This is a genomic window from Nakamurella leprariae, assembly GCF_016918035.1.
Classification (GTDB): domain Bacteria; phylum Actinomycetota; class Actinomycetes; order Mycobacteriales; family Nakamurellaceae; genus Nakamurella; species Nakamurella leprariae.
Genome location: NZ_JAERWK010000001.1, coordinates 1 through 18,876, shown reverse-complemented (window position 1 = coordinate 18,876; position 18,876 = coordinate 1). Strand labels below are relative to the sequence as shown.

Sequence of the window (18,876 nt, the reverse complement as noted above, 5' to 3'; positions counted from 1 at the left end):
CGCCGGTCCGGGCGGCGATCCCGACGGCGTCCGGACTTCCGGTTGACACCACTGTTGTGCCCCGTATCCGTCGTGTCCGGCCAGGTCGTTGCGGCGACTCGTCGTCGGCTCGGCCCGCCCTGCGCACCCTCGGTGCCGGTCCCCCGTCAGCACACCTCTCGCAAGGATCCCCGTGTCGAACGCCACGGCCTCCACGGCACCCGCCGGTCGACCGTCGGGCCAGCTCCGTTCACCCATCGGTGTCCGACATCTGGTCCGCCGTCTGCTGACGGGACTCATCGCCGTCTGGGGCGCGATCACCATCGTGTTCTTCGCCCTGTACTCCTCGAACAACCCGGTGCTGCTGCTGGTCCCGCCGGACGCGCCGCCCGAGGAGACCGCCCGCCTCACCCGGTTGTACGGCTTCGACCAGCCCGTCCCCGTGCAATACGTGAAGTTCCTGGGCAACGTCGTCACCGGAAGCTTCCCCGATTCCCTGCGTTACGGGCAGGATCCGCTCACCATCGCGCTGCAGAAGGTGCCGGCCAGCCTGCTCCTGGGCGCGGCCAGTCTCGTCCTGGGCGTTCTGGTCGGCGGGTTGATCGGCTACGTCGCGGCCACGGCACGGTACGCCTGGCTCCGCCGGGTTCCGTTGAGCATCGCCACCGTCGCGGACGCCGTGCCCACCTTCTTCGTCGGCATGGTGCTCATCCTGGTCTTCGCGGTCACCCTGCGCTGGGTACCCACCATGGGGCGCGGCGCCGGCGGTGTCACCGGCATGATCCTGCCGACCATCACCCTGGCCATCGCCTTCGTCCCGGCCATCTCCCGAGTGTTCCGCACCGCGCTGCTCGAGGCGCTCCGGGCCGACCACGTCCGAACCGCGATCGCCAAGGGAGTCAGTCGGCCGATGGTCGCGCTGCGCCATGTGGTGGCCAACGCCGTCGGTCCGACGCTCAATGTGGTCGGCATCCAGGCGGGAGTCCTGTTGGGCGGCGCCGTGGTCACCGAGTCGGTGTTCGGCTGGCCGGGGATCGGCCAGCTGTCCATCAACGCCGTGCAGAACCGTGACTACCCACTGGTCATCGTGTGCGTGCTGATCATCGCCATCGGCTTCGTGCTGATCAACCTGGTGGTCGACGTCCTGTCCGTGCTCATCGAACCGAGGCTGCGCGCATGAGTACCGCCACCGCCGTCCTGCCCGAACTGGACGAGCGTCCCGCCACTCGCGTCCGCCGACCCAGCATCGGCTGGGCTGGTCGGATCGGCGCTGCGCTGCTGGTCGTCATCGTCGGGGTGAGCCTGTTGGCGCCGCTGCTGGCCGGCGACCCGCTGCAGCAGGACCTGGCCAGCATCCTGGCCGCGCCGTCCAGGGCCCATCCCCTCGGCCTGGACGAGGTCGGCCGGGACGTGCTGGACCGCGTCATCTGGGGCGGGCGGACCGCACTGTCCATCTCGCTGACCGCCGCCTTGATCGCCACCGTGCTCGGTCTGGCGCTGGCCCTGGGGTCGGCGCTGTTCGGCGGCTGGGTCGACACCCTGTGCAGCCGCATCGCCGACGTGCAGCTGGCGGTCCCGACCATCGTGCTGGCCATCGTCGTGCTGGCGTTCGTCGGCAACTCCTTCGTTCCGATCGTCGTCGTGCTGGTGCTCGGCTCCTGGGTGCTGACCTTCCGGGTGCTGCGCGGGCACGCCCGCACGGTGGTGGAGCAGCAATACATCGAGGCCGCCATCGTCGCCGGTGCGGGTCGGTCGGCGCTGGCCCGGCGCCACCTGCTGCCCAGCGTCGCTCCCCTGTTCTTCGTTGCCTTCACGCTCAGTGCATCCAGCGCCTTGATGCTGCAGGCCAGCCTCGGGTTCCTGGGGTTGGGTGTGCAGCCGCCGCGCCCCGACTGGGGGGCCATGGTCGCCTCCGGCCGGGATGCGCTGTCCGCAGCCTGGTGGGTCGCCACCGCCCCGGGGGTGGCCATCGTGCTGACGGTGCTGGCCCTGCAGCTGTTCGGCGACGGGCTGGCCGAGCGCTACCTCGGCGGCGCCCGCAACTCCGAGGGTGCACGATGACCGAAACCCTGCATGCTGCCACCGCGGCCCGCGGCCATCGTCCGGACCTCGAGCCCGCCCCGACCGTCCTGCAGATCCGTGAGCTCGTCGTCGGTCCGAGACCGCAGGGCGGCGGGGCGGCGACTCGGAACCTGGTCGACGGTGCGTCCCTGGTCGTCCACCGCGGCGAGATGGTCGGCCTGGTCGGCGAATCGGGCTCGGGCAAGACGCTCACCGCACTCGCCGCGGCCGACCTGTTGCCGGCGGCCCTGCAGATCCGGGGTGGACAGGTCTTGGTCGACGGGGTCGACGTCGCTCCCCTGGGCCGGCGAGCTGCCCGCCGCCACCTGTCGAGCTCGGTCGGCATCATCTTCCAGAACCCGACGTCGTCGTTGAATCCCCGGCTGCGCATCGACGCCCAGCTCCGGGAAGCGCTTCCCCGTGGAACCTCCCGACAACAGCGCCGAGAACTGACCGGCGACCTGCTCGGTCAGGTGGGCGTCCCCAACGTGGTCAAGACGCTGGGCGCCTACCCGCACGAGCTCTCCGGTGGGCTCAATCAGCGGGTCATGATCGCCATCGCCCTGGCGCGCCGGCCCGGTCTGCTCATCGCCGACGAGCCGACCACCGCCCTGGATGTGTCCGTCCAGGCCCAGGTGCTCGATCTGATCGACCAACTGCGAGCGGATCTCGGTATCGGCGTCCTGTTGGTGAGCCACGACATCGGGGTCATCGCGGACCGCACCAGCATCGTCTCGGTCATGTCCCAGGGTCGGATCGTGGAGACGGGGGACACGGCCGAGGTCCTTCGGTCCCCCCGGCACGACTACACCAGAAGGCTGCTGGCCGCGGTGCCGCAGCGGCTCGCTCCCCTGCGTTTGAGGTCCGCCGAGCGGGACGAGTCACCCGTGCACCTGGAGATCACTCAAGCCCGCCGCAGTTTCGTGGTCCGCGGGCCGGCCGGCAGTCGGCATTTCACCGCCCTGGACGGAGTCGATCTCACCCTCCGGCAAGGCCAGGCCATCGGTCTGGTGGGCGAGTCCGGTTCGGGCAAGACCACGCTCGCACGTGCCGTGGTGGGCCTGGAGCGGCTCGACTCCGGAACCATCCGCTACCAGGGCCAGGATCCGGACGAGCTGGACCGAGCCGCCCACCGCCGCTGGCGACGTGACGTGCAGTACGTATTCCAGGACCCCTACAGCTCGCTCGATCCTCGGCTGACGGTGCAGCAGACGCTCCGGGAGCCGTTGGAGCTGAACCACAGCGGCCTGGCCAGGGCAACCGTCAACCGGCGGGTCGAGGAGTTGCTCGACGAGGTCGAGTTGCCCGGGGCGTTCCGCACCCGTTTCCCGTCGGAGCTCTCCGGCGGTCAGCGCCAGCGGGTCGGCATCGCGCGCGCCCTGGCCAGCGATCCGGCGTTGATCGTGGCGGACGAACCGGTCTCCGCGCTCGACCTCTCCGTCCAGGCCAGGGTTCTGGCCCTGTTCGGACGGCTGCGGCAGGAGCGGGCTCTCAGCTTCCTGTTCATCTCGCACGACCTGACCGTGGTGCGGTACCTGTGCGAGGACCTGGTCGTGCTGCGTCGCGGCACCGTCGTCGAACAGGGACCGACCGAGACGGTGTTGCGACAGCCCGCGCATCCCTACACCCGCAGTCTCGTCGACGCCGTGCCCGGACGGGCCTTGTCGACCCTGCCCGCCCCGACCGACGCGCTCGACGGCGTCGACCCAGCCACCCGAGAAGAAGGACCGTGAACACACACCTGCGCCTGCCCCGACGCGGACGATTCCGCGCTCTGGTCGCCACCCTCGCCGTTGCCACGCTGAGCTTGTCGGCCTGCGGTGGCAGCGCCGACCAGACGACCTCCGACGGCACCACCAGCGTCAGCGGGGCGGCGTCCGAAGCCCCCACCCTGCGGCTGGGGCTCACCCGTGCCATCACCAACGTGCATCCGCACAAAGGTGGCTCAGCCGATTCCCAGGGGTCCATCATCGGCTCGATCTACGAGGCGCTGACCAAGGTCACGGTCGACGGCGAAGCGGCCCCGAGCCTGGCCGCCGCGTGGGAACAGCTCGACGATCTGACCTGGACCTTCACCATCCGACCGGACGCGACATTCTCCGACGGCACCCCGGTCACCGCCCAGGACGTGGCCTGGAACTTCGAGAAGCTCCTGGACAAGGAGTATGTCGGTACCGCCGGCGCCTCACTGCGCAAGTTCACCTCGAGTGTCACGGCGACCTCGGACGACACGGTGACCTTCTCGCTCGCCGCGCCGGCCATCGACCTCCCGTCCCGGCTGTGGAACCTGTACATCGTGTCCCCCGCCTACGCCGAGTCCGGCGCGAACCTGGACCTGACCGCGCTGGGCAGCGGCCCCTATGTGCTCGATGACCTCGACCTGGAGAACGGCGCCCGCCTGTCGGCCAACCCGTACTGGACGGGTACCCGACCGGACTTCGACACCGTCGACTACCTCGTCCTGGCGTCCGAGGCGCAGCGGGTCGCGGCCGTGCAGGCGCACGAGGTCGACATCGTCCTGAACCTCGCGCCGCTGTCCACCGACGGTCTGGGCGGTGACGACTCCACGGTCATCCTGGAGCAGGGCGCGCAGCCGTTCGTGCTGGCCATCAACGAGCGCAAGTCGGGGAGCCCGCTGGCCGAGGCCACGGTGCGCCAGGCGTTGAACTACGCCACCGACAAGCAGTCGATCATCGATGCGCTGCTGAAGTCGGCGGTGGTTCCGCTGCCCGGGCAGGTGCTGTTCGAGCCGTACGGGGAACAGAACCCGGACCTGTCAGCGTACCCGTACGACCCCACGAAGGCGCGAGAGCTGCTGTCGGAAGCGGGATACTCCGACGGACTGCAGCTCGAGCTGGACGTTCCGTCCGGCACCTACGTGGCCGCCGAGGCCGCCGCCCAGGCCATCGCTGCCCAGTGGGCCGAGGTCGGCATCACGCTCACGCTCACCGTCACGCCCTTCCCCGCCTGGGTCGAGCGACAGCAGGGCGACGACGACCAGGCCTCCGACCTGGTCTACATCAACTGGGGCGGGTCGTCACCGACCGACCTGAACGGCAAGCTCGGACCGTTCACCTCGACCCACATCCAGGGCCACGTGGACGCACCCAACTACGACGCGTTCTACGACCAGGCGCTGAAGGCGACCACCTGGGAGGAACGTCAGACGGCGATCAACGAGGCGCTGCGGGTGTACCACGACGAGGCGCACACGGTCTTCCTGTACGCATCCCCGTTCACCGGGGTCGTCTCGAAGTCGGTGACCTGGGAGCCGCGCGCCTTCCGCTACCTGTACGCCTACGAGGTCGGCCGGGCCTGATCTGTCTGTTGATCACCGGGTGGACCGGGCCCCGGCCCGGTCCACCCCCCGGTCCGAAGGAGACCCATGTCCGTGCCGTCCGAACCGAGTCACCCCCGTCAGCTGATCCTCGGCGCATTGATCAACGGTGGCGGCAGTCACCCGGCCGCCTGGCGGTTGCCCGACAGTCGGGTCGAGGAGGCGTATTCGCTCTCGTTGTTCGCCGACCAGGCCCGCTGGGCCGAGGAGGCGAACCTGCACCACCTGTTCATCGCCGACGGCCCGACCCACGACGAAGGACGCTTCCCCACCCGTCCGTTGCGCTACCTGGAGGCCCTGACCGTGCTGGCGGTCCTCGGCGGCCGCACGACGAACATCGGTCTCATCCCGTCGATGTCCACCACCTTCAACCACCCGCACACGCTGGCGCGACAGCTGGCCTCGCTCGACCACCTCACCAGCGGCCGGGTCGGCTGGAACATCGTCACCTCGTTCGGCGGCGCCGAGCACTTCGGCCCGGCGCCGCTGCTCGAACATGATCTGCGCTACGAGCGGGCCACCGAGTTCCTCGAGATCGTCCGCATGTTCTGGGACAGCTGGGACGAGGACGCCCTGGTCATCGACCGCAGCACCGGCGTGTTCGGAGATCCCAGCAAGGTGCACGCCGACACCTACGACGGTGAGTACTTCTCCGTCCGAGGTCCGCTCAACCTGCCACGCTCACCCCAGGGGCATCCCGTCCTCGCCCAGGCCGGCGCGTCCGGTCCCGGTCGGACGGTCGGTGCCCGTTTCGCCGACATCATCTACACGGCCACGCCGACCGTGGCGGAAGGGCAGGAGTTCTACGCCGACGTCAAGGCCCGCGCGGCGTCTATGGGGCGCAACCCGGACCACGTCAAGATCCTGCCCGGCTGTTCGCCGACGCTGGGGGGCACCGAGCAGGAGGCCCGGCGCCGGGCCCGTGAGCTGCTGGAGTACCTGGACCACGAACGGTCCCGAGCCCAGGTCGAGTTCATGCTGGGCGGCACCTCCATCGCCCACCTCGATCTCGACGAGCACATCCCGGCCGAACTCCTGCCGGACGTGGGCGCGGTCAACATGGTGCAGTCGCGGTTCAAGATCTTTCGCCAGCTGGCGCTGGTGGAGCGGTACACGCTGCGTCAGCTCATCGAATTCGTCGTCGCCGGCGGTGGCCACTGGTCCCCGGTCGGGTCCGTCGAGCAGGTCGCCGACCAGATCGCGTTCCGCTTCCACCACGGCGCCGCCGACGGCTTCAACCTGCTCCCGGTCTACCAGCCGGGCGGGTTCCGGCAGCTGACCACCGAGCTGGTGCCGGAGCTGCAGCGGCGCGGACTGTTCCGGACCGAGTACGTCGACGGCACGTTCCGCGACAACCTGGGCCTGCCGCGCCCCGCGCAGGATCGCTCCGTCGCCGCCCGGACCGCGGGGAGTCGCGCGTGAGCCCCGGTGCGGTCCCGGCGGTGACCGCCGTGCGGGACGTGCGTTGGGAACTGGCCACCGCGCTGCGGTTCTTCGGCGCCCAGGGTTGGGAATTCGGGTTCAACGGTCACGTCTCGGCCCGGGTGCCCGAGGATCCAGACCTGTACTGGGTCAATCCGTTCGGCGTCTCCATCCGCTCGATCACGCCGCAGGACCTGGTCCTGGTCGACGGTGACGGCGCGGTCGTCGAGCCGCGGAACTCGCACCGCATCAACGGCTTCACCGGCAATCTCACCTTGCACCAGCAGGTTCCCGAGGCCGCGGTGGCCATCCACCTGCACACCCCCCGCGGCTTCGCCTGGTCGGCGCTGGGACGGCCGCTGCTGCCGGTGACCACCGACAGTGCGCTGATCACGCGGCTGCAGGGCCTGACGGCCCGCAACGTCGGGGTGAGCACCGACCCCACCCCGGTGGAACTGGTCCAGCGCGGAGCGCGGGTGTTGCTGCGACGCAACCACGGCTTCTGGACGGTCGGTGGGTCGGTGGCCGAGGCCGCCTTCTACCTGTGCGCCGCCGAACGCGCCGCCGAAGCCAACCTCGCCCTGCTGGGGGTCGACGGCATCCACCTGCTGGACGAGCACTGGGAGCGTCACTGGACGCTCACCCCCGAGGTGGCCGCGGGCCACTTCGAGAACGTTCTCACCGATGCGGAGGCGCACGCCCGATGACGCTCACTCAGCCCCACGGACTCTCCGTCCTGGCCCGAGGCCTGACCGACCCCCGGGGCTTCGGCGATGCCAGTCTGCTGGCCGACGCCCCGCCCGACACCCTTCGCCTGCTGGCCGGCACCGCAGCGGCCGAAGCGCTGCCGATCGAGGACATCGCCCGGGCCTCCGCCGCGGTGTGGACCGATCGGCAGACCGGTGTGGCGGCGCTGCGCTACACCCAGACCCCGGGCTTCCCGGGCCTGCGGGAGTGGCTGGCCCGCCGGGAGGGAGTGGACGCCCGCCGCATCGTCATCACCAACGGTGGGATGCACGGCCTGTCCCTGGCCGTCCTGACCGTCGTCGAGCGAGGCGCCACCGTGGCGGTGGACGACCCGGTGTTCCCGCTGTTCGTCCGCGCTCTGGAGGTCTCCACCGACCGGCTGCTCCCGGTGCCGGTGGTCGCCGACGGGCTGGACGTCGATCACCTGGCGGCCCGGCTCCGGGCCGGGGAGCAGGTCGCGGCGGTCTACACCGTGCCCGACTTCCACAACCCGACGCAGGTGACCCTCTCCGCCGAGAAGCGGGTGGCGCTGGTGGCACTCGCGGAGCGGTTCGGCTTCTACCTGATCGTCGACAACCCCTACCGGGAACTGCGCTTCGCGGGGCAGGACCAAGGGGTCGCCGCGTTCAACCAGTCCGACCGGGCGATCCACGTCAACACCTTCACCAAGACCCTCGGAGCGGGTTGGCGGCTGGGCTGGCTGGTGCTGCCCGAGCACCTGGTGGCGCCGGTGGTCAAACTCCGCAATCGTGGCGACTCGCACACTCCCACCGTCACCCAGACGCTGATCGAGAACCTGGTGACCGACCATCCCGGGTGGTACGACGACGTGGTGGCGCGAGCCAATCTGCTGTACGCCGAGCGGTCACACACCCTGATCGAGGCACTGCACACCCAGCTGCCCGGAACCTTCAGTACCACCGCGCCGGAGGGCGGGCTGTTCCTGTGGCCCCGACTGACCGATCCGACGGTCGACGCCGCCGCCTTGCACCAGCGCGCGGCCGCCCACGGGTTGGCCTATCAGCAGGGCGGGTTCTTCGCCGTCGGGCCGCAGCGGGAGTCGGAGCGACACCTTCGGATCGCCTACAGCAATCACACTCCCGCCCAACTGCAGGAGGCGGTGCGTCGACTGGCCCTGGCGGTGCACGGATGAGTCTCGCCGTCGGGCTCGACCTGCGCGGCTTCGGCTCGGACTCCGCTGATCTCATCCACACCGTCACCGCGGTCGAGGCGGCGGGGTTCAGCTTCGTCACCTTCACCGACTCGCCACTGCCCGCCGACGACGGGACCCCGCTGGTGGAGGCGGGCACCCGGGCGGCGTTCGTGGCGCTGCACACCGACCGGCTGGGGCTCGTCCCCCAGCTGCAAGTGACCACCACCGAGCCGTTCCACCTCAGCACCCAGCTCAGCACCCTGGACCACCTCAGCGCGGGCCGGGCCGGCTGGTGGGTCGGAGCGGTCAACGACCCCGCGGCGCTGGCCACCATCGGGACGACCCCCCGGACCCAGGCGGAGCTGCACACCGAGCTCTCGGAGGTCGTCCAGGTCGCCCGGCTGCTCTGGGACTCGTGGGAGGACGACGCGGCCATCCGGGACACCGCCAGCGGGCGGTACCTGGACGCCGACCGGGTCCACCACGTGAACTTCGTCGGATCGACGTTCTCCGTGGTGGGACCCCTGATCACGCAGCGATCTCCGCAGGGTCAGATCGTGGTCCTCGTCGAGGAGCGTCACCGGCTCGATGCCCAGGCCGACCTGGTGCTGCTGGACGATCTCGACAGCACCACCTTCGCCGACCGGAGCCGGCAGGTGCGTCAGCACGCGGCGTTGCCGCTGGCCCGCATCGACCTCGCGGAGGTCCCCGGGGCCGACGAACTGGTCAGCCTGATCCGTGAGATCACCGCCGGGGGTGCTTCGGGCGTGCTGCTGCGCCCCCGCTCGCTGCCCCACGACCTCCCGGTGCTGGCCGATCGGGTGCTGCCCGCGCTGATCGACCTGGCGTTGTTCCGGCCCCCCGCGGCCGGCGCCACGCTGCGCTCCACCCTGGGCCTGGGCCGCCCGGTCAACCACTTCTCGACCCGATGACGGAGACCGACCGATGACCGCCCTTGCCGTCGACCTGGACCGACGACCGGACACCGGCGCCGCCTACGACGTCGTTGCCCAGGTCCACCTCGGGGTCTTCTACACCGGCGTCGGACCCCAACTGGTGTGGTCCGATCCGGACGGACTCGACCACACCGCGGTCAGCACCTACTTGCGGATCGTGCAGTTGCTCGAGCGCGGGCTCTTCGACGCCTTCTTCCTGGGCGACGGTCAGCGCGTTCGCGAGAACCGGGGCCGCATCCACGACCTCGACCCCTCCGGACGTCCCGATGCGATCACCCAACTGTCCGCGCTGGCCTCGGTCACCCACCGGATCGGGTTGGTGGCCACCCAGAACGCCACCTACAACCACCCCGCCGAGCTGAGCCGGCGACTGGCCGGGTTGGATCTGCTCTCCGGCGGTCGGGCCGGCTGGAACATCGTCACCACCGACAACGCCTGGACCGGGGCGAATTTCCGGGCCGGCGCATGGCTCCCGCACGAGCGTCGCTACGAGCGCGCCGCCGCATTCGCCGCGACCGCCACAGCGCTGTGGCAGTCCTGGGGCGCGGACGTTCCGGTCGAGGCGCACTCGGAGCTGGTCCGGACCACGGCGCGAGCCACCGTCCCCCCCAGCCCGCAAGGTCGTCCGGTGCTGTTCCAGTCCGGCGACTCCAGCGGCGGCCGTGACCTCGCGGCCGCCCACGCCGACGTCGTCTATTCGTTGAACACGGAGTTCGACAGTGCGGTCAGCTACGCCAAGGATCTCCGGACCCGCCTGCGGGCCTGCGGCCGGAGCGTGGATTCGGTGCGCATCCTGCCCGGCGCCACCGTGATCCTGGGCGCGACCGAGGCCGAGGCCACGGACAAGGCGCGGTGGGTGCTCGAGCAGCAGATGTCGCCGCCGCGGGCGCTCGCCTTCTTCGAACAGTTCTGGGGCACCGACCTGTCCGGCTACGACCCCCACGGTCCGCTCCCGGACATCGAGCCGTCCCCGGACGAGCTCGACCCGTCCCGCGGCACCATCACCCCTGAGCGGCGGACGGGAAAGACCGCGCTCATCGCCTCCTGGCGGGCGATGGCGGCCGAACGCCGCTTGTCGATCGTGCAACTGGCCCGGGAGGTCGGGACCCGGCGTGCTCCCTTCGTGGGGACTCCGGGCCGGGTCGCCGACCAATTCGCCCACTACGTCCGGACCCGGGCCGCCGACGGCTTCAACCTGGGCCCGCACACCATCCCGTCCTCCCTGGAGGACGTGGTCAACCTGCTGGTGCCGGAGTTGCAGGAGCGCGGGGTGTACCGCAGTGCCTACACCGGGTCCACCCTGCGCGAGCATCTCGCACTGCCCGCGCCGGCCGGAGCGGCGTCATGAGCACCACCACGCCCGGTGACCTGCAGACCGATGTGCTCGACAACGCCAGCTGGCACTCCTTGACCGGAGGCCACGCGGCCCTGGCCATCGGTCGCCGCCGAGCCCGGCGGTATCCGGATGACCGCGCCGGCTTCGGGGCGGTGGACGACCCGTCCGATCCGGCGGCGTGGGCCGACCTGGCCGACCTGGTGGCCGTCGGGCAGGAGATCTCGATCAGCGGCCCGGCGGTGGTGGCTCCGGACGGCTGGCCGGTGGTGCGGGCGCTCGACGGTGTGCAACTGGTGGGCGACCAGGTGCACGGCGCCGACGACCCGGACATCGCCCGGCTGGGGATGGATGATGCCGCAGCGATGGCCGAGCTGGTCGACCGCACCCGACCCGGCCCCTGGCGACCCCGGACACCGGAACTCGGCACCTATCTCGGCATCCGGGCGGAGGGTCGGCTCATCGCGATGGCGGGCGAACGACTCCGGCCGACCGGCTGGACGGAGATCAGCGCCGTCTGCACCGATCCCGACTTCCGGGGACGTGGGCTGGCCACGCGGCTCGTCCTGGCGCTGGTGCTCGGCATCCGCGAGCGGGGCGAACAGCCGTTCCTGCACGCCTCCGCCGACAACGTGACCGCGATCCGAGTGTACGAGAACCTCGGGTTCCGGCGCCGAATCACCACCCGACACCTGCGACTGCGTCCCCCGGGAGCACCCCGATGACCGATTCCCCCCGCAAGCAGATCCATCTGGCGGCCCACTTCCCCGGAGTGAACAACACCACCGTGTGGACCGACCCCGCCTCGGGCAGCCAGATCGACTTCGCCTCCTTCCGGCACCTGGCCCAGACCGCGGAGCGTGGCCGATTCGACTTCCTGTTCCTGGCCGAAGGTCTGCGACTGCGGGAGCACGCCGGACGGATCTACGACCTGGACGTGGTCGGCCGTCCGGACAACCTCACCATGTTGGCCGCCGTCGCCGGGGTGACCGAACACCTGGGACTGGCCGCGACCGTGAACTCCACCTACCACGAGCCGTACGAGCTGGCGCGGCAGCTCGCCACGCTGGACCACCTGTCCGACGGTCGCGCGGCGTGGAACATCGTCACCAGCTGGGACGCCTTCACCGGCGAGAACTTCCGTCGCGGCGGTTACTTGCCGCACGACGAGCGTTACCTGAGGGCCAAGAACTTCCTCGAGGCGGCGGTCACCCTGTGGCAGTCGTGGACCGACGCCGGCTGCGAGCCCGGGCGGTTCCAGATCCAGAACCGACACTTCGACATCAGCGGACAGTTCAACGTCCCACCCAGCCCTCAGGGCAGACCCGTCATCATCCAGGCCGGCCAGTCCGACGAAGGGCGTGAGTTCGCCGCGTCGTCGGCCGACATCATTTTCTCCCGACACGCCAAGTTCGACGACGGACGGGCGTTCTACCATGACGTCAAGTCCCGCCTGGTCAAGTACGGACGAGCATGGTCCGATCTGCTCATTCTGCCGTCGGCGTCGGTCGTGCTGGGGGACGACGACCATGAGGCCAGGGAGATCTACCGCGAGGTCCGGCTCGCCCAGGTGTCACCGGCCACCGCGGTGGCGTTCCTGGAACAGCTGTGGAACACCGACCTGTCCGGCCACGATCCGGACGGTCCGCTACCGACCATCGACCCCGTGGACACCGATCTTGAAGGGCTGATCACCCAGGGACGTTCCAGCGTCCGATCTCTCATCCAGGACCGAGCGGCAACGGCCAGACAGTGGCGTGAACTGGCCGAGACGCGACAGCTGTCGACCCGCGAACTGGTGATCGCGGTCACGGAGCGGCAGTGTTTCGTCGGCTCCGCGGCCACCGTGGCCGACGAACTGGATCGCTTCGTCCAGCAGGACGCCGCCGACGGATTCGTCCTGGTTCCGCACCTGACGCCCACTGGGCTGGACCGCTTCGTCGACGAGGTCGTCCCGCTCCTGCAGGAACGTGGCTCCCATCGCACCGAGTACCGAGGAGCCACCCTCAGGGAGAACCTGGGCCTGCCGACCCCGCCCGGCACCTGGTCGGGCTCATCGGCGCTCGTTCCCGACAGCAGGTCAGCCGACACCGCTGCCGATCGGTGACCGCGCAGCGACCGGCGCTCCACGCGACCCGCCCGGTGCCCAGGCCCAGCGGATCACGACCACCCCCGCAGCACCGGAGCGCGGCGTTGGTTCCTTACGCTCCCATCCGACAGCACTGCTCCGGGAGGGACCCCACGTGATCACGACAGAACTCGGCGACGGCCTGACGGTCTCAGCGCTCGGCTTCGGTGGCATGTCGCTGACCGACATGTACGGCCCGGTCAGCGACTCCGATGCGCTGCGGACCCTGCACCACGCTGTGGACAGTGGCATCACCCTCCTCGACACCGCGAACGGCTACGGGGACGGCCGAAGTGAGATCACCATCGGGAAGCTGTTGAAGACCCGCCGCGACGAGATCCAGCTCGCCACGAAATTCGGGATCGTCAAGAACCTCGGGCCGAGTCAGCGAGGGGTTCGCGGCGACCGCGAGTACGTCCGCGAACAGGTCGAACTGAGCTTGGCGCGGCTGGGCACCGACCGCATCGATCTGTACTACCAGCATCGGGTCGATCCCGCCGTCCCCATCGAAGAGACGGTCGGCGCGATCAAGGAACTGATCGACGAGGGCAAGGTCCTGCACATCGGGCTGTCCGAAGCCACCGGCGACGAGATCCGCCGCGCCGTCACGGTTCACCCGATCGCCGCCATCCAGTCGGAGTGGAGCGTGGTGTCGCGGGACGTCGAGCGTTGGGTCGTCCCGGCCGCCACAGAGCACGGCGTGGGATTCGTCTCCTACTCCACGCTCGGGCGGAAGTGGCTGACCGGCCTGCTCGACGCCGACGAGTTCGTCGCCGGCGACGTCCGGTTCAACATCACCCGGTACAACCGGACCAACCTGGCCTACAACCAGCCCGTCCTGGACGAGTTCCTGGCCATCGCCCGGGACGCCGACCTGACCGGTGCCCAGTTGGCCCTGGCCTGGTTCTACGACAAGGGACGCCGGCTGGGGCTGCCCGCGGTGTCCATCCCCGGCACCCGCTACCCCGAGCGGGTCACCGAGAACCTCGGTGGCCTGGACGTCGAGCTGTCGGACGACCTCGTCGCCCGACTCGACGCTCTGGCGGTCCAGGTCCGTGGTCACCGTTCGGCTCAACCGGGCTCCGTGTCCTCGGCGCGCGAGTAGCCGCCGGCGGTCCGAGCCCGTGGGTACTTCCCCACCGAGCAGTCCGCCATGAAATGCCTGTACCTGGTCACCCGATCACTGGAGCCCACCCGGACCGATCAGACACCATGGGCCGTGCGCTAGAAGCCAGTGCTCAACGCCCTCGCCATCACCTTGGCAGACCGCATCCCAACGGCACAGGACCGCTGACATGCCCACCGCCAGCTACACCGGAAGAGCGACAGTCTCGGGGTGACAGGCAGGACCGGACTGATGGAGTCACCGGACTCGGCGAACGGAGCGCGGGACGCTGTGGATCAGTGGTGTCATGCCTCGGGATGGGCCTGTTCCTCGGCGGCGTCGAATGCTGGCGCGAGTGGGGCCAGTGCCGTACCGAGCTGGTCAGTCAGTGAGCCAAAGGGTACGACGAGTCCTCCGGTATCGAAACCTTCCGGCGACGTGTCGTCACCGGCCGGCTGGAGCCAGTTCTCGACCGCGATCCGGACCGCAGCGGCGACGCTTGCCGCAAGGACGCGAGCAGTGTGTGCTCCAGCGTCAGGCAGGCGCGCGGCGATCGCCGCCGTGAGAGGGAGCTCGATGCCCGCCGAGGCGTCGAGGAATGCCTTCCGTAGTGGGCTCCAGGTGGTGATCAGGAGCAGTGTTTCGAGTTCATGCTGACCGGTGGTGGTGTACTGCTCGACCACTGCCTCAGTGACGGCGTCCGCTAGGCGGACTGTTGGCGGCCGGCGGGCGACGGCTGCCGCGACTCGCGTCTCCCGGCCCGCGGTCACTGCTGAAACGATCGCCTGCTCCCGGCTGGCGAAGTAGTTGTTGTACGTGCGCGGCGAGACCCCGGCCGCCGCTGCGATGTCCTCGACCCGCACCTTGCTTGCCCCGTGCTCAAGGGCCAGGCGCAGGGCTGCCGTCCGGAGCGCCTCGCGCGTGGCCTGTCTCTTGCGTTCGCGGAGCCCGGGAGTCGTCACTATGACAGCCTCTCAGCCAGGCTGCGAACACGCAAACTTGCGCACACGCAGGTATGCTACCAGTCTCGGCATCTCGAACCCCACAGACCGACAGAGAGACGTCGTCATGCGAGCCAGAGGAATGACCTACGACACCGGCTTCGTCACGGAAGGCCAGATCTCCCGCCAGCCCTTTCATCCGGACGTTGTCCGCCGGGAGCTCGAGATCATCCGCGACGACCTGTACTGCAACGCGGTTCAGATCATCGGCGGCGATCCGGACAGACTGGAGCTGGCCGCCCACGCGGCCGCCGACCTCGGTCTGGAGGTGTGGTTCTCGCCCTACCCGCTGGAACTGGAACCGGAGCAGATCCTTGGACTGTTCCGCGACTGCGCCGTGCGAGCGGAGCGGCTCCGGCAGCAGGGGGCCACCGTGGTCTTCGTGGCAGGGGTCGAGCTCAGCGTGATGAACCACGGATTCCTGCCCGGCGCAACTCCCGAGGAACGAGTCGAGCAGCTGATGAGTCCTCCCGAGCGGCGGGCCGAAGCAATGCGCGAACTCGGTGCTCGCATGAACACCTTCCTCGGCGAAGCCACGGCCAACGTCCGGGAGCTTTTCCATGGTCAGATCACCTACGCGTCCATCCAGTTCGAACAGGTCGACTGGACTCCCTTCGATGTGGTGACGTTCGAACTGATCCGCTCGGCCGAGGTCGCCGACCGGTTCCGAGAGGCGGTGCGCACCCTTGTCCAGAACCCCAAACCAGTTGCTGTCACTGGCTTTGGAACAGCCGCCTACCGCGGCGCCGGGAACCGCGGCGGGCGGGTGCTCGAAGTGGTCGAGTACGACTCGACGACCAAGACTCCCGTACGGCTCAACGGCGTCTACGAGCGCGACGAGGCCGGCCAGGCTGAATATCTGAGCGAACTACTCGGAATCTTCGAGACCGAGGGCGTGGACAGCGCGTTCGTGTACTTGTTCGCTTTGGCGGGCTTCCCGCACCGCCCGGACGGCGACCCACAAGACGACTTGGACCGGGCGAGCGTGGGCATCGTCAAAGTCCTCGAAGGGCACCGGGGACAGACCTACCCGGACATGGAGTGGGAACCCAAAGCCGCGTTCGCGGCCGTAGCGGCACGCTATCAGCGATGACAGGCAGAACGCCCGCGACCACGGCATTGACCGAGCCAGCGCAGACGACTACGACTGCAGACCGACGGAGAACGTCGGCAACGGTGCAACCCCGCGTGCGGCGGCCGAGGGACGCCGCTCGTGTCATGTTCGGTACGGTGCGCCGACGCGCCGCTGGAAGCGGTCACGGAGCGAGCATCAGCGAACGTCTGGTGTCGTGGGTGAAGGGGACTCCCACGATGGTGGACCACAAGCGTCGCAGCTCGAGCGAGCAACGAGGACGGGATAGTCACGGCGAGGATCCCCGCCAGAGTCTGGCTGAGCAGCTCAGTGAGGTGGCCAGGTCGCTGCAGGCCGAACCGGACTTGCATCGAACGTTGCAGGGCATCGTGGATTCGGCCGTGGCGAACGTCGACAATGCGCAGTACGCCGGGATCACGACGGTCAAGGGGCGTGACATGGCGACGCCCGCGTTCACTGACGAACTGGTCGAACAGGTCGATCGTGTCCAGTACGAGACGGGTCAAGGCCCGTGCCTGGATGCCATCAGGACCAACGCGACGCTGCGATCGGAGAACCTTCGGCACGACGAGCGTTGGCCGGAATTCGGCGCCAAGGCCGCCGACCTGGGGGTGCGATCGATGCTGTCCGTGCAGCTGTACGTGGACGAGCACGACCTCGGAGCGTTGAACCTGTACTCCTGGCAGGTCGGTGCCTTCGGCGACGACGACGAACAGGTCGGGCTGCTGCTGGCCAGTCCCGCCGCCATCGCCATGGTCGGAGGCGCCGAACAGCAGGACAATCTACGGACCGCGCTCGTGAACCGCGACATGATCGGCCAGGCCAAGGGCATCCTCATGGAACGGCACAAGATCACTGCCTCTCACGCCTTCGAGCTGCTCAGGCAGGTCTCCCAGGACACCAACCGCAAGCTGCACGAGATCGCCCGGCGCCTCACCGAGACCGGCGAGAACCCCAGCGCCTCGGCGCCACCCCCACTGACCGGCCTCTGTCGGCCGCGCGTCACTGGCCCGGCCGGGGTGATCCGCGGCCGGACCGAGTCAGCAGGGCAGTCGCCGACCTGAGTGACGGGGCCACGTCGATGCAGGTCCGCCGAGTCCGTGACCGGGAACCAATGAGCCGAACGGGTGCCTTCATCGTTCACCGTGCACGAAGCAGCGACGATACGTCCTAGAGTCACTCGGTTGACCGCGTCTTACCACGGCGTAGGTCGACCGGCCGGATGGTCGACAGCGGCCCTCGACGGGGCGATCCGTGACGCACTTCAAGACCTTCGCGCCTGCATCCTCATCCCGGAACGGGACATCGTCGATCCCCGCATCGCAGCCGCCCAGCCCGACAACAGAGGCGAACGACGTCCTGACCGGTGTGGTGGCGCGGCTCGCTCGGACCGCCGTCGAGGACGCGCCCGCCGATGTGCTGCTCGTCGAGTTGTGCCGCGCGGCGATGGCGGCGTTGGACTGCGACGGCGTCGGGGTCATGGCGGCCGACGGTGCCGGCACCCGGTTCATGTCCGCCTCGGATGACGGCCTGCAAGCGCTTGAGATGGCGCAATCGCGGCAGGCCGCCGGTCCCTGCCAGGACAGCTGCAGACCAGCGCCATCGTCTTGGCCGTCGGCCCGGAGCTGCTGCAGCGGTGGCCGGGCTACGGCTCGGTCGCAGTCGACGTCGGCATCCACCGCGTCACCGCTGTCCCGCTGCTCAGTCGCGGACAGTGTTGGGGAGTGCTGGACCTGTACCGCCGGCAACCCGAGCCGTTGGACGCGACCCAACTCGAGCGAGCCCAGCTCCTGGCCGATGTCGCGGTGTCGTTCCTCGTCATGGCGCACGATCGGCAGAAGGCGCGGGCCGCGCAGCACATCCTGGCCAACCGACTGCTGCATGACGAGCTGACCGGTCTGCCGAACCGGGTCCTGGTTCATGAATTCATCACCCACGCACTGACCTCCGCCGAGCGACACGGCACCCTCGGTGGCGGTCCTGTTCGTCGACATCGACCATTTCAAGGGCATCAACGACACCTTCGGGCACCGGATCGGTGACCTGGTCCTGCGGACGGTGGCCCAGCGGATGAAGCGGGCGCTGCGGTCATCGGACACCCTCGCCCGGATCAGCGGCGACGAATTCGTGGTGGTCTGCGAAGACCTCACCGACGCGGTGAGCCCGCTGCGGGCCGTGGACCGTCTCGCCGACCGGCTTCGCACGGCCGTGTCAGCGCCCATCGGCTTCGACGGGGTCGGTGACGGCGCCGCCTCTGTGGCGGTGACCGTCAGCGTCGGCGCCGCACTGAGCCGCGGCGGTGTGGACACAGCCGATCTCCTGCATCAGGCCGACCTGGCCATGTACGCGGCCAAGACCCGCGGCAGCAACACCAACGTCATCGTGCCCGCCGCCGATGCACCCACCGACACGCTCGAGGCGAGCCGCCGCCTGCTGTCGCCGGATCTTGAATCCTGACCCTCTGGGGTTCCGGGAACGTTGACCCCCTCCCGACGCTGGGGAGGTGCTGAACGTGGAGGACTGGGCGGAGATCCGTCGGTTGCATCGGGCCGAGGGCGTGC

General features: G+C 69.5%; 17 protein-coding genes and 1 pseudogene. 17 read left to right on the top strand and 1 reads right to left on the bottom strand.

Annotated elements, in window-relative coordinates:
• Window positions 1-172: 172 nt before the first annotated feature.
• The 13 genes and pseudogenes from JL106_RS00090 to JL106_RS00030 form a co-directional block, all read left to right on the top strand.
• A complete protein-coding gene (locus JL106_RS00090; RefSeq protein WP_205258636.1) occupies window positions 173-1,159 on the top strand; it encodes an ABC transporter permease in 987 nt (328 codons plus the stop codon).
• On the top strand, window positions 1,156-2,040 hold the full coding sequence (locus JL106_RS00085) for an ABC transporter permease (protein WP_205258635.1): 885 nt from the start codon (window positions 1,156-1,158) through the stop codon (window positions 2,038-2,040). The genes JL106_RS00090 and JL106_RS00085 overlap by 4 nt, the downstream gene beginning before the upstream one ends.
• The gene (locus tag JL106_RS00080; RefSeq protein WP_205258634.1) at window positions 2,037-3,773 is read left to right on the top strand and encodes a dipeptide ABC transporter ATP-binding protein; all 1,737 of its coding nucleotides are present in this window, start codon (window positions 2,037-2,039) and stop codon (window positions 3,771-3,773) included. The genes JL106_RS00085 and JL106_RS00080 overlap by 4 nt, the downstream gene beginning before the upstream one ends.
• Window positions 3,770-5,359 (top strand): ABC transporter substrate-binding protein, encoded by a 1,590-nt coding sequence (locus tag JL106_RS00075; protein WP_205258633.1) that lies wholly within the window; start codon window positions 3,770-3,772, stop codon window positions 5,357-5,359. The genes JL106_RS00080 and JL106_RS00075 overlap by 4 nt, the downstream gene beginning before the upstream one ends.
• Before the next feature lie 66 nt (window positions 5,360-5,425).
• On the top strand, window positions 5,426-6,799 hold the full coding sequence (locus tag JL106_RS00070) for an NtaA/DmoA family FMN-dependent monooxygenase (protein ID WP_205258632.1): 1,374 nt from the start codon (window positions 5,426-5,428) through the stop codon (window positions 6,797-6,799).
• Window positions 6,796-7,506 carry a class II aldolase/adducin family protein gene (locus tag JL106_RS00065; RefSeq protein WP_205258631.1) on the top strand — a complete coding sequence of 237 codons (711 nt, stop codon included), beginning with the start codon at window positions 6,796-6,798 and terminating at the stop codon, window positions 7,504-7,506. Before JL106_RS00070 ends, JL106_RS00065 begins: the two co-directional genes overlap by 4 nt.
• Window positions 7,503-8,699, top strand: a complete 1,197-nt coding sequence (locus JL106_RS00060) for an aminotransferase-like domain-containing protein (RefSeq protein ID WP_205258630.1) — start codon at window positions 7,503-7,505, stop codon at window positions 8,697-8,699. The genes JL106_RS00065 and JL106_RS00060 overlap by 4 nt, the downstream gene beginning before the upstream one ends.
• Entirely contained in the window at window positions 8,696-9,631 is a 936-nt protein-coding gene (locus JL106_RS00055; protein WP_205258629.1) for an LLM class flavin-dependent oxidoreductase, read from the top strand. Before JL106_RS00060 ends, JL106_RS00055 begins: the two co-directional genes overlap by 4 nt.
• A 13-nt stretch (window positions 9,632-9,644) precedes the next feature.
• A complete protein-coding gene (locus JL106_RS00050; protein ID WP_205258628.1) occupies window positions 9,645-11,003 on the top strand; it encodes an LLM class flavin-dependent oxidoreductase in 1,359 nt (452 codons plus the stop codon).
• Window positions 11,000-11,713 (top strand): GNAT family N-acetyltransferase, encoded by a 714-nt coding sequence (locus JL106_RS00045; protein WP_205258627.1) that lies wholly within the window; start codon window positions 11,000-11,002, stop codon window positions 11,711-11,713. The genes JL106_RS00050 and JL106_RS00045 overlap by 4 nt, the downstream gene beginning before the upstream one ends.
• Window positions 11,710-13,095, top strand: coding sequence for an NtaA/DmoA family FMN-dependent monooxygenase (locus JL106_RS00040; protein ID WP_205258626.1), 1,386 nt, complete (start codon window positions 11,710-11,712; stop codon window positions 13,093-13,095). Before JL106_RS00045 ends, JL106_RS00040 begins: the two co-directional genes overlap by 4 nt.
• Before the next feature lie 136 nt (window positions 13,096-13,231).
• A complete protein-coding gene (locus JL106_RS00035; protein WP_205258625.1) occupies window positions 13,232-14,221 on the top strand; it encodes an aldo/keto reductase in 990 nt (329 codons plus the stop codon).
• Window positions 14,222-14,227: 6 nt separating this feature from the next.
• Window positions 14,228-14,410: pseudogene (locus JL106_RS00030) on the top strand (IS256 family transposase); the annotation flags it as partial.
• A 116-nt stretch (window positions 14,411-14,526) separates the two neighbouring features.
• Here the strand turns inward: JL106_RS00030 and JL106_RS00025 are convergent.
• Window positions 14,527-15,183, bottom strand: coding sequence for a TetR/AcrR family transcriptional regulator (locus JL106_RS00025; RefSeq protein ID WP_205258624.1), 657 nt, complete (start codon window positions 15,181-15,183; stop codon window positions 14,527-14,529).
• Between the two features lie 121 nt (window positions 15,184-15,304).
• On the opposite strand from JL106_RS00025, the gene JL106_RS00020 reads away from it, so the two are divergent.
• From JL106_RS00020 to JL106_RS00005, 4 genes are all read left to right on the top strand, one after another.
• Entirely contained in the window at window positions 15,305-16,315 is a 1,011-nt protein-coding gene (locus JL106_RS00020; RefSeq protein ID WP_236006387.1) for a hypothetical protein, read from the top strand.
• On the top strand, window positions 16,312-17,379 hold the full coding sequence (locus JL106_RS00015; RefSeq protein WP_205258622.1) for a GAF and ANTAR domain-containing protein: 1,068 nt from the start codon (window positions 16,312-16,314) through the stop codon (window positions 17,377-17,379). The genes JL106_RS00020 and JL106_RS00015 overlap by 4 nt, the downstream gene beginning before the upstream one ends.
• A 543-nt stretch (window positions 17,380-17,922) precedes the next feature.
• Window positions 17,923-18,357, top strand: coding sequence for a GAF domain-containing protein (locus JL106_RS22305; RefSeq protein WP_205258621.1), 435 nt, complete (start codon window positions 17,923-17,925; stop codon window positions 18,355-18,357).
• The gene (locus tag JL106_RS00005) at window positions 18,287-18,772 is read left to right on the top strand and encodes a GGDEF domain-containing protein (RefSeq protein WP_205258620.1); all 486 of its coding nucleotides are present in this window, start codon (window positions 18,287-18,289) and stop codon (window positions 18,770-18,772) included. The genes JL106_RS22305 and JL106_RS00005 overlap by 71 nt, the downstream gene beginning before the upstream one ends.
• The last annotated feature ends 104 nt before the right edge of the window (window positions 18,773-18,876 follow it).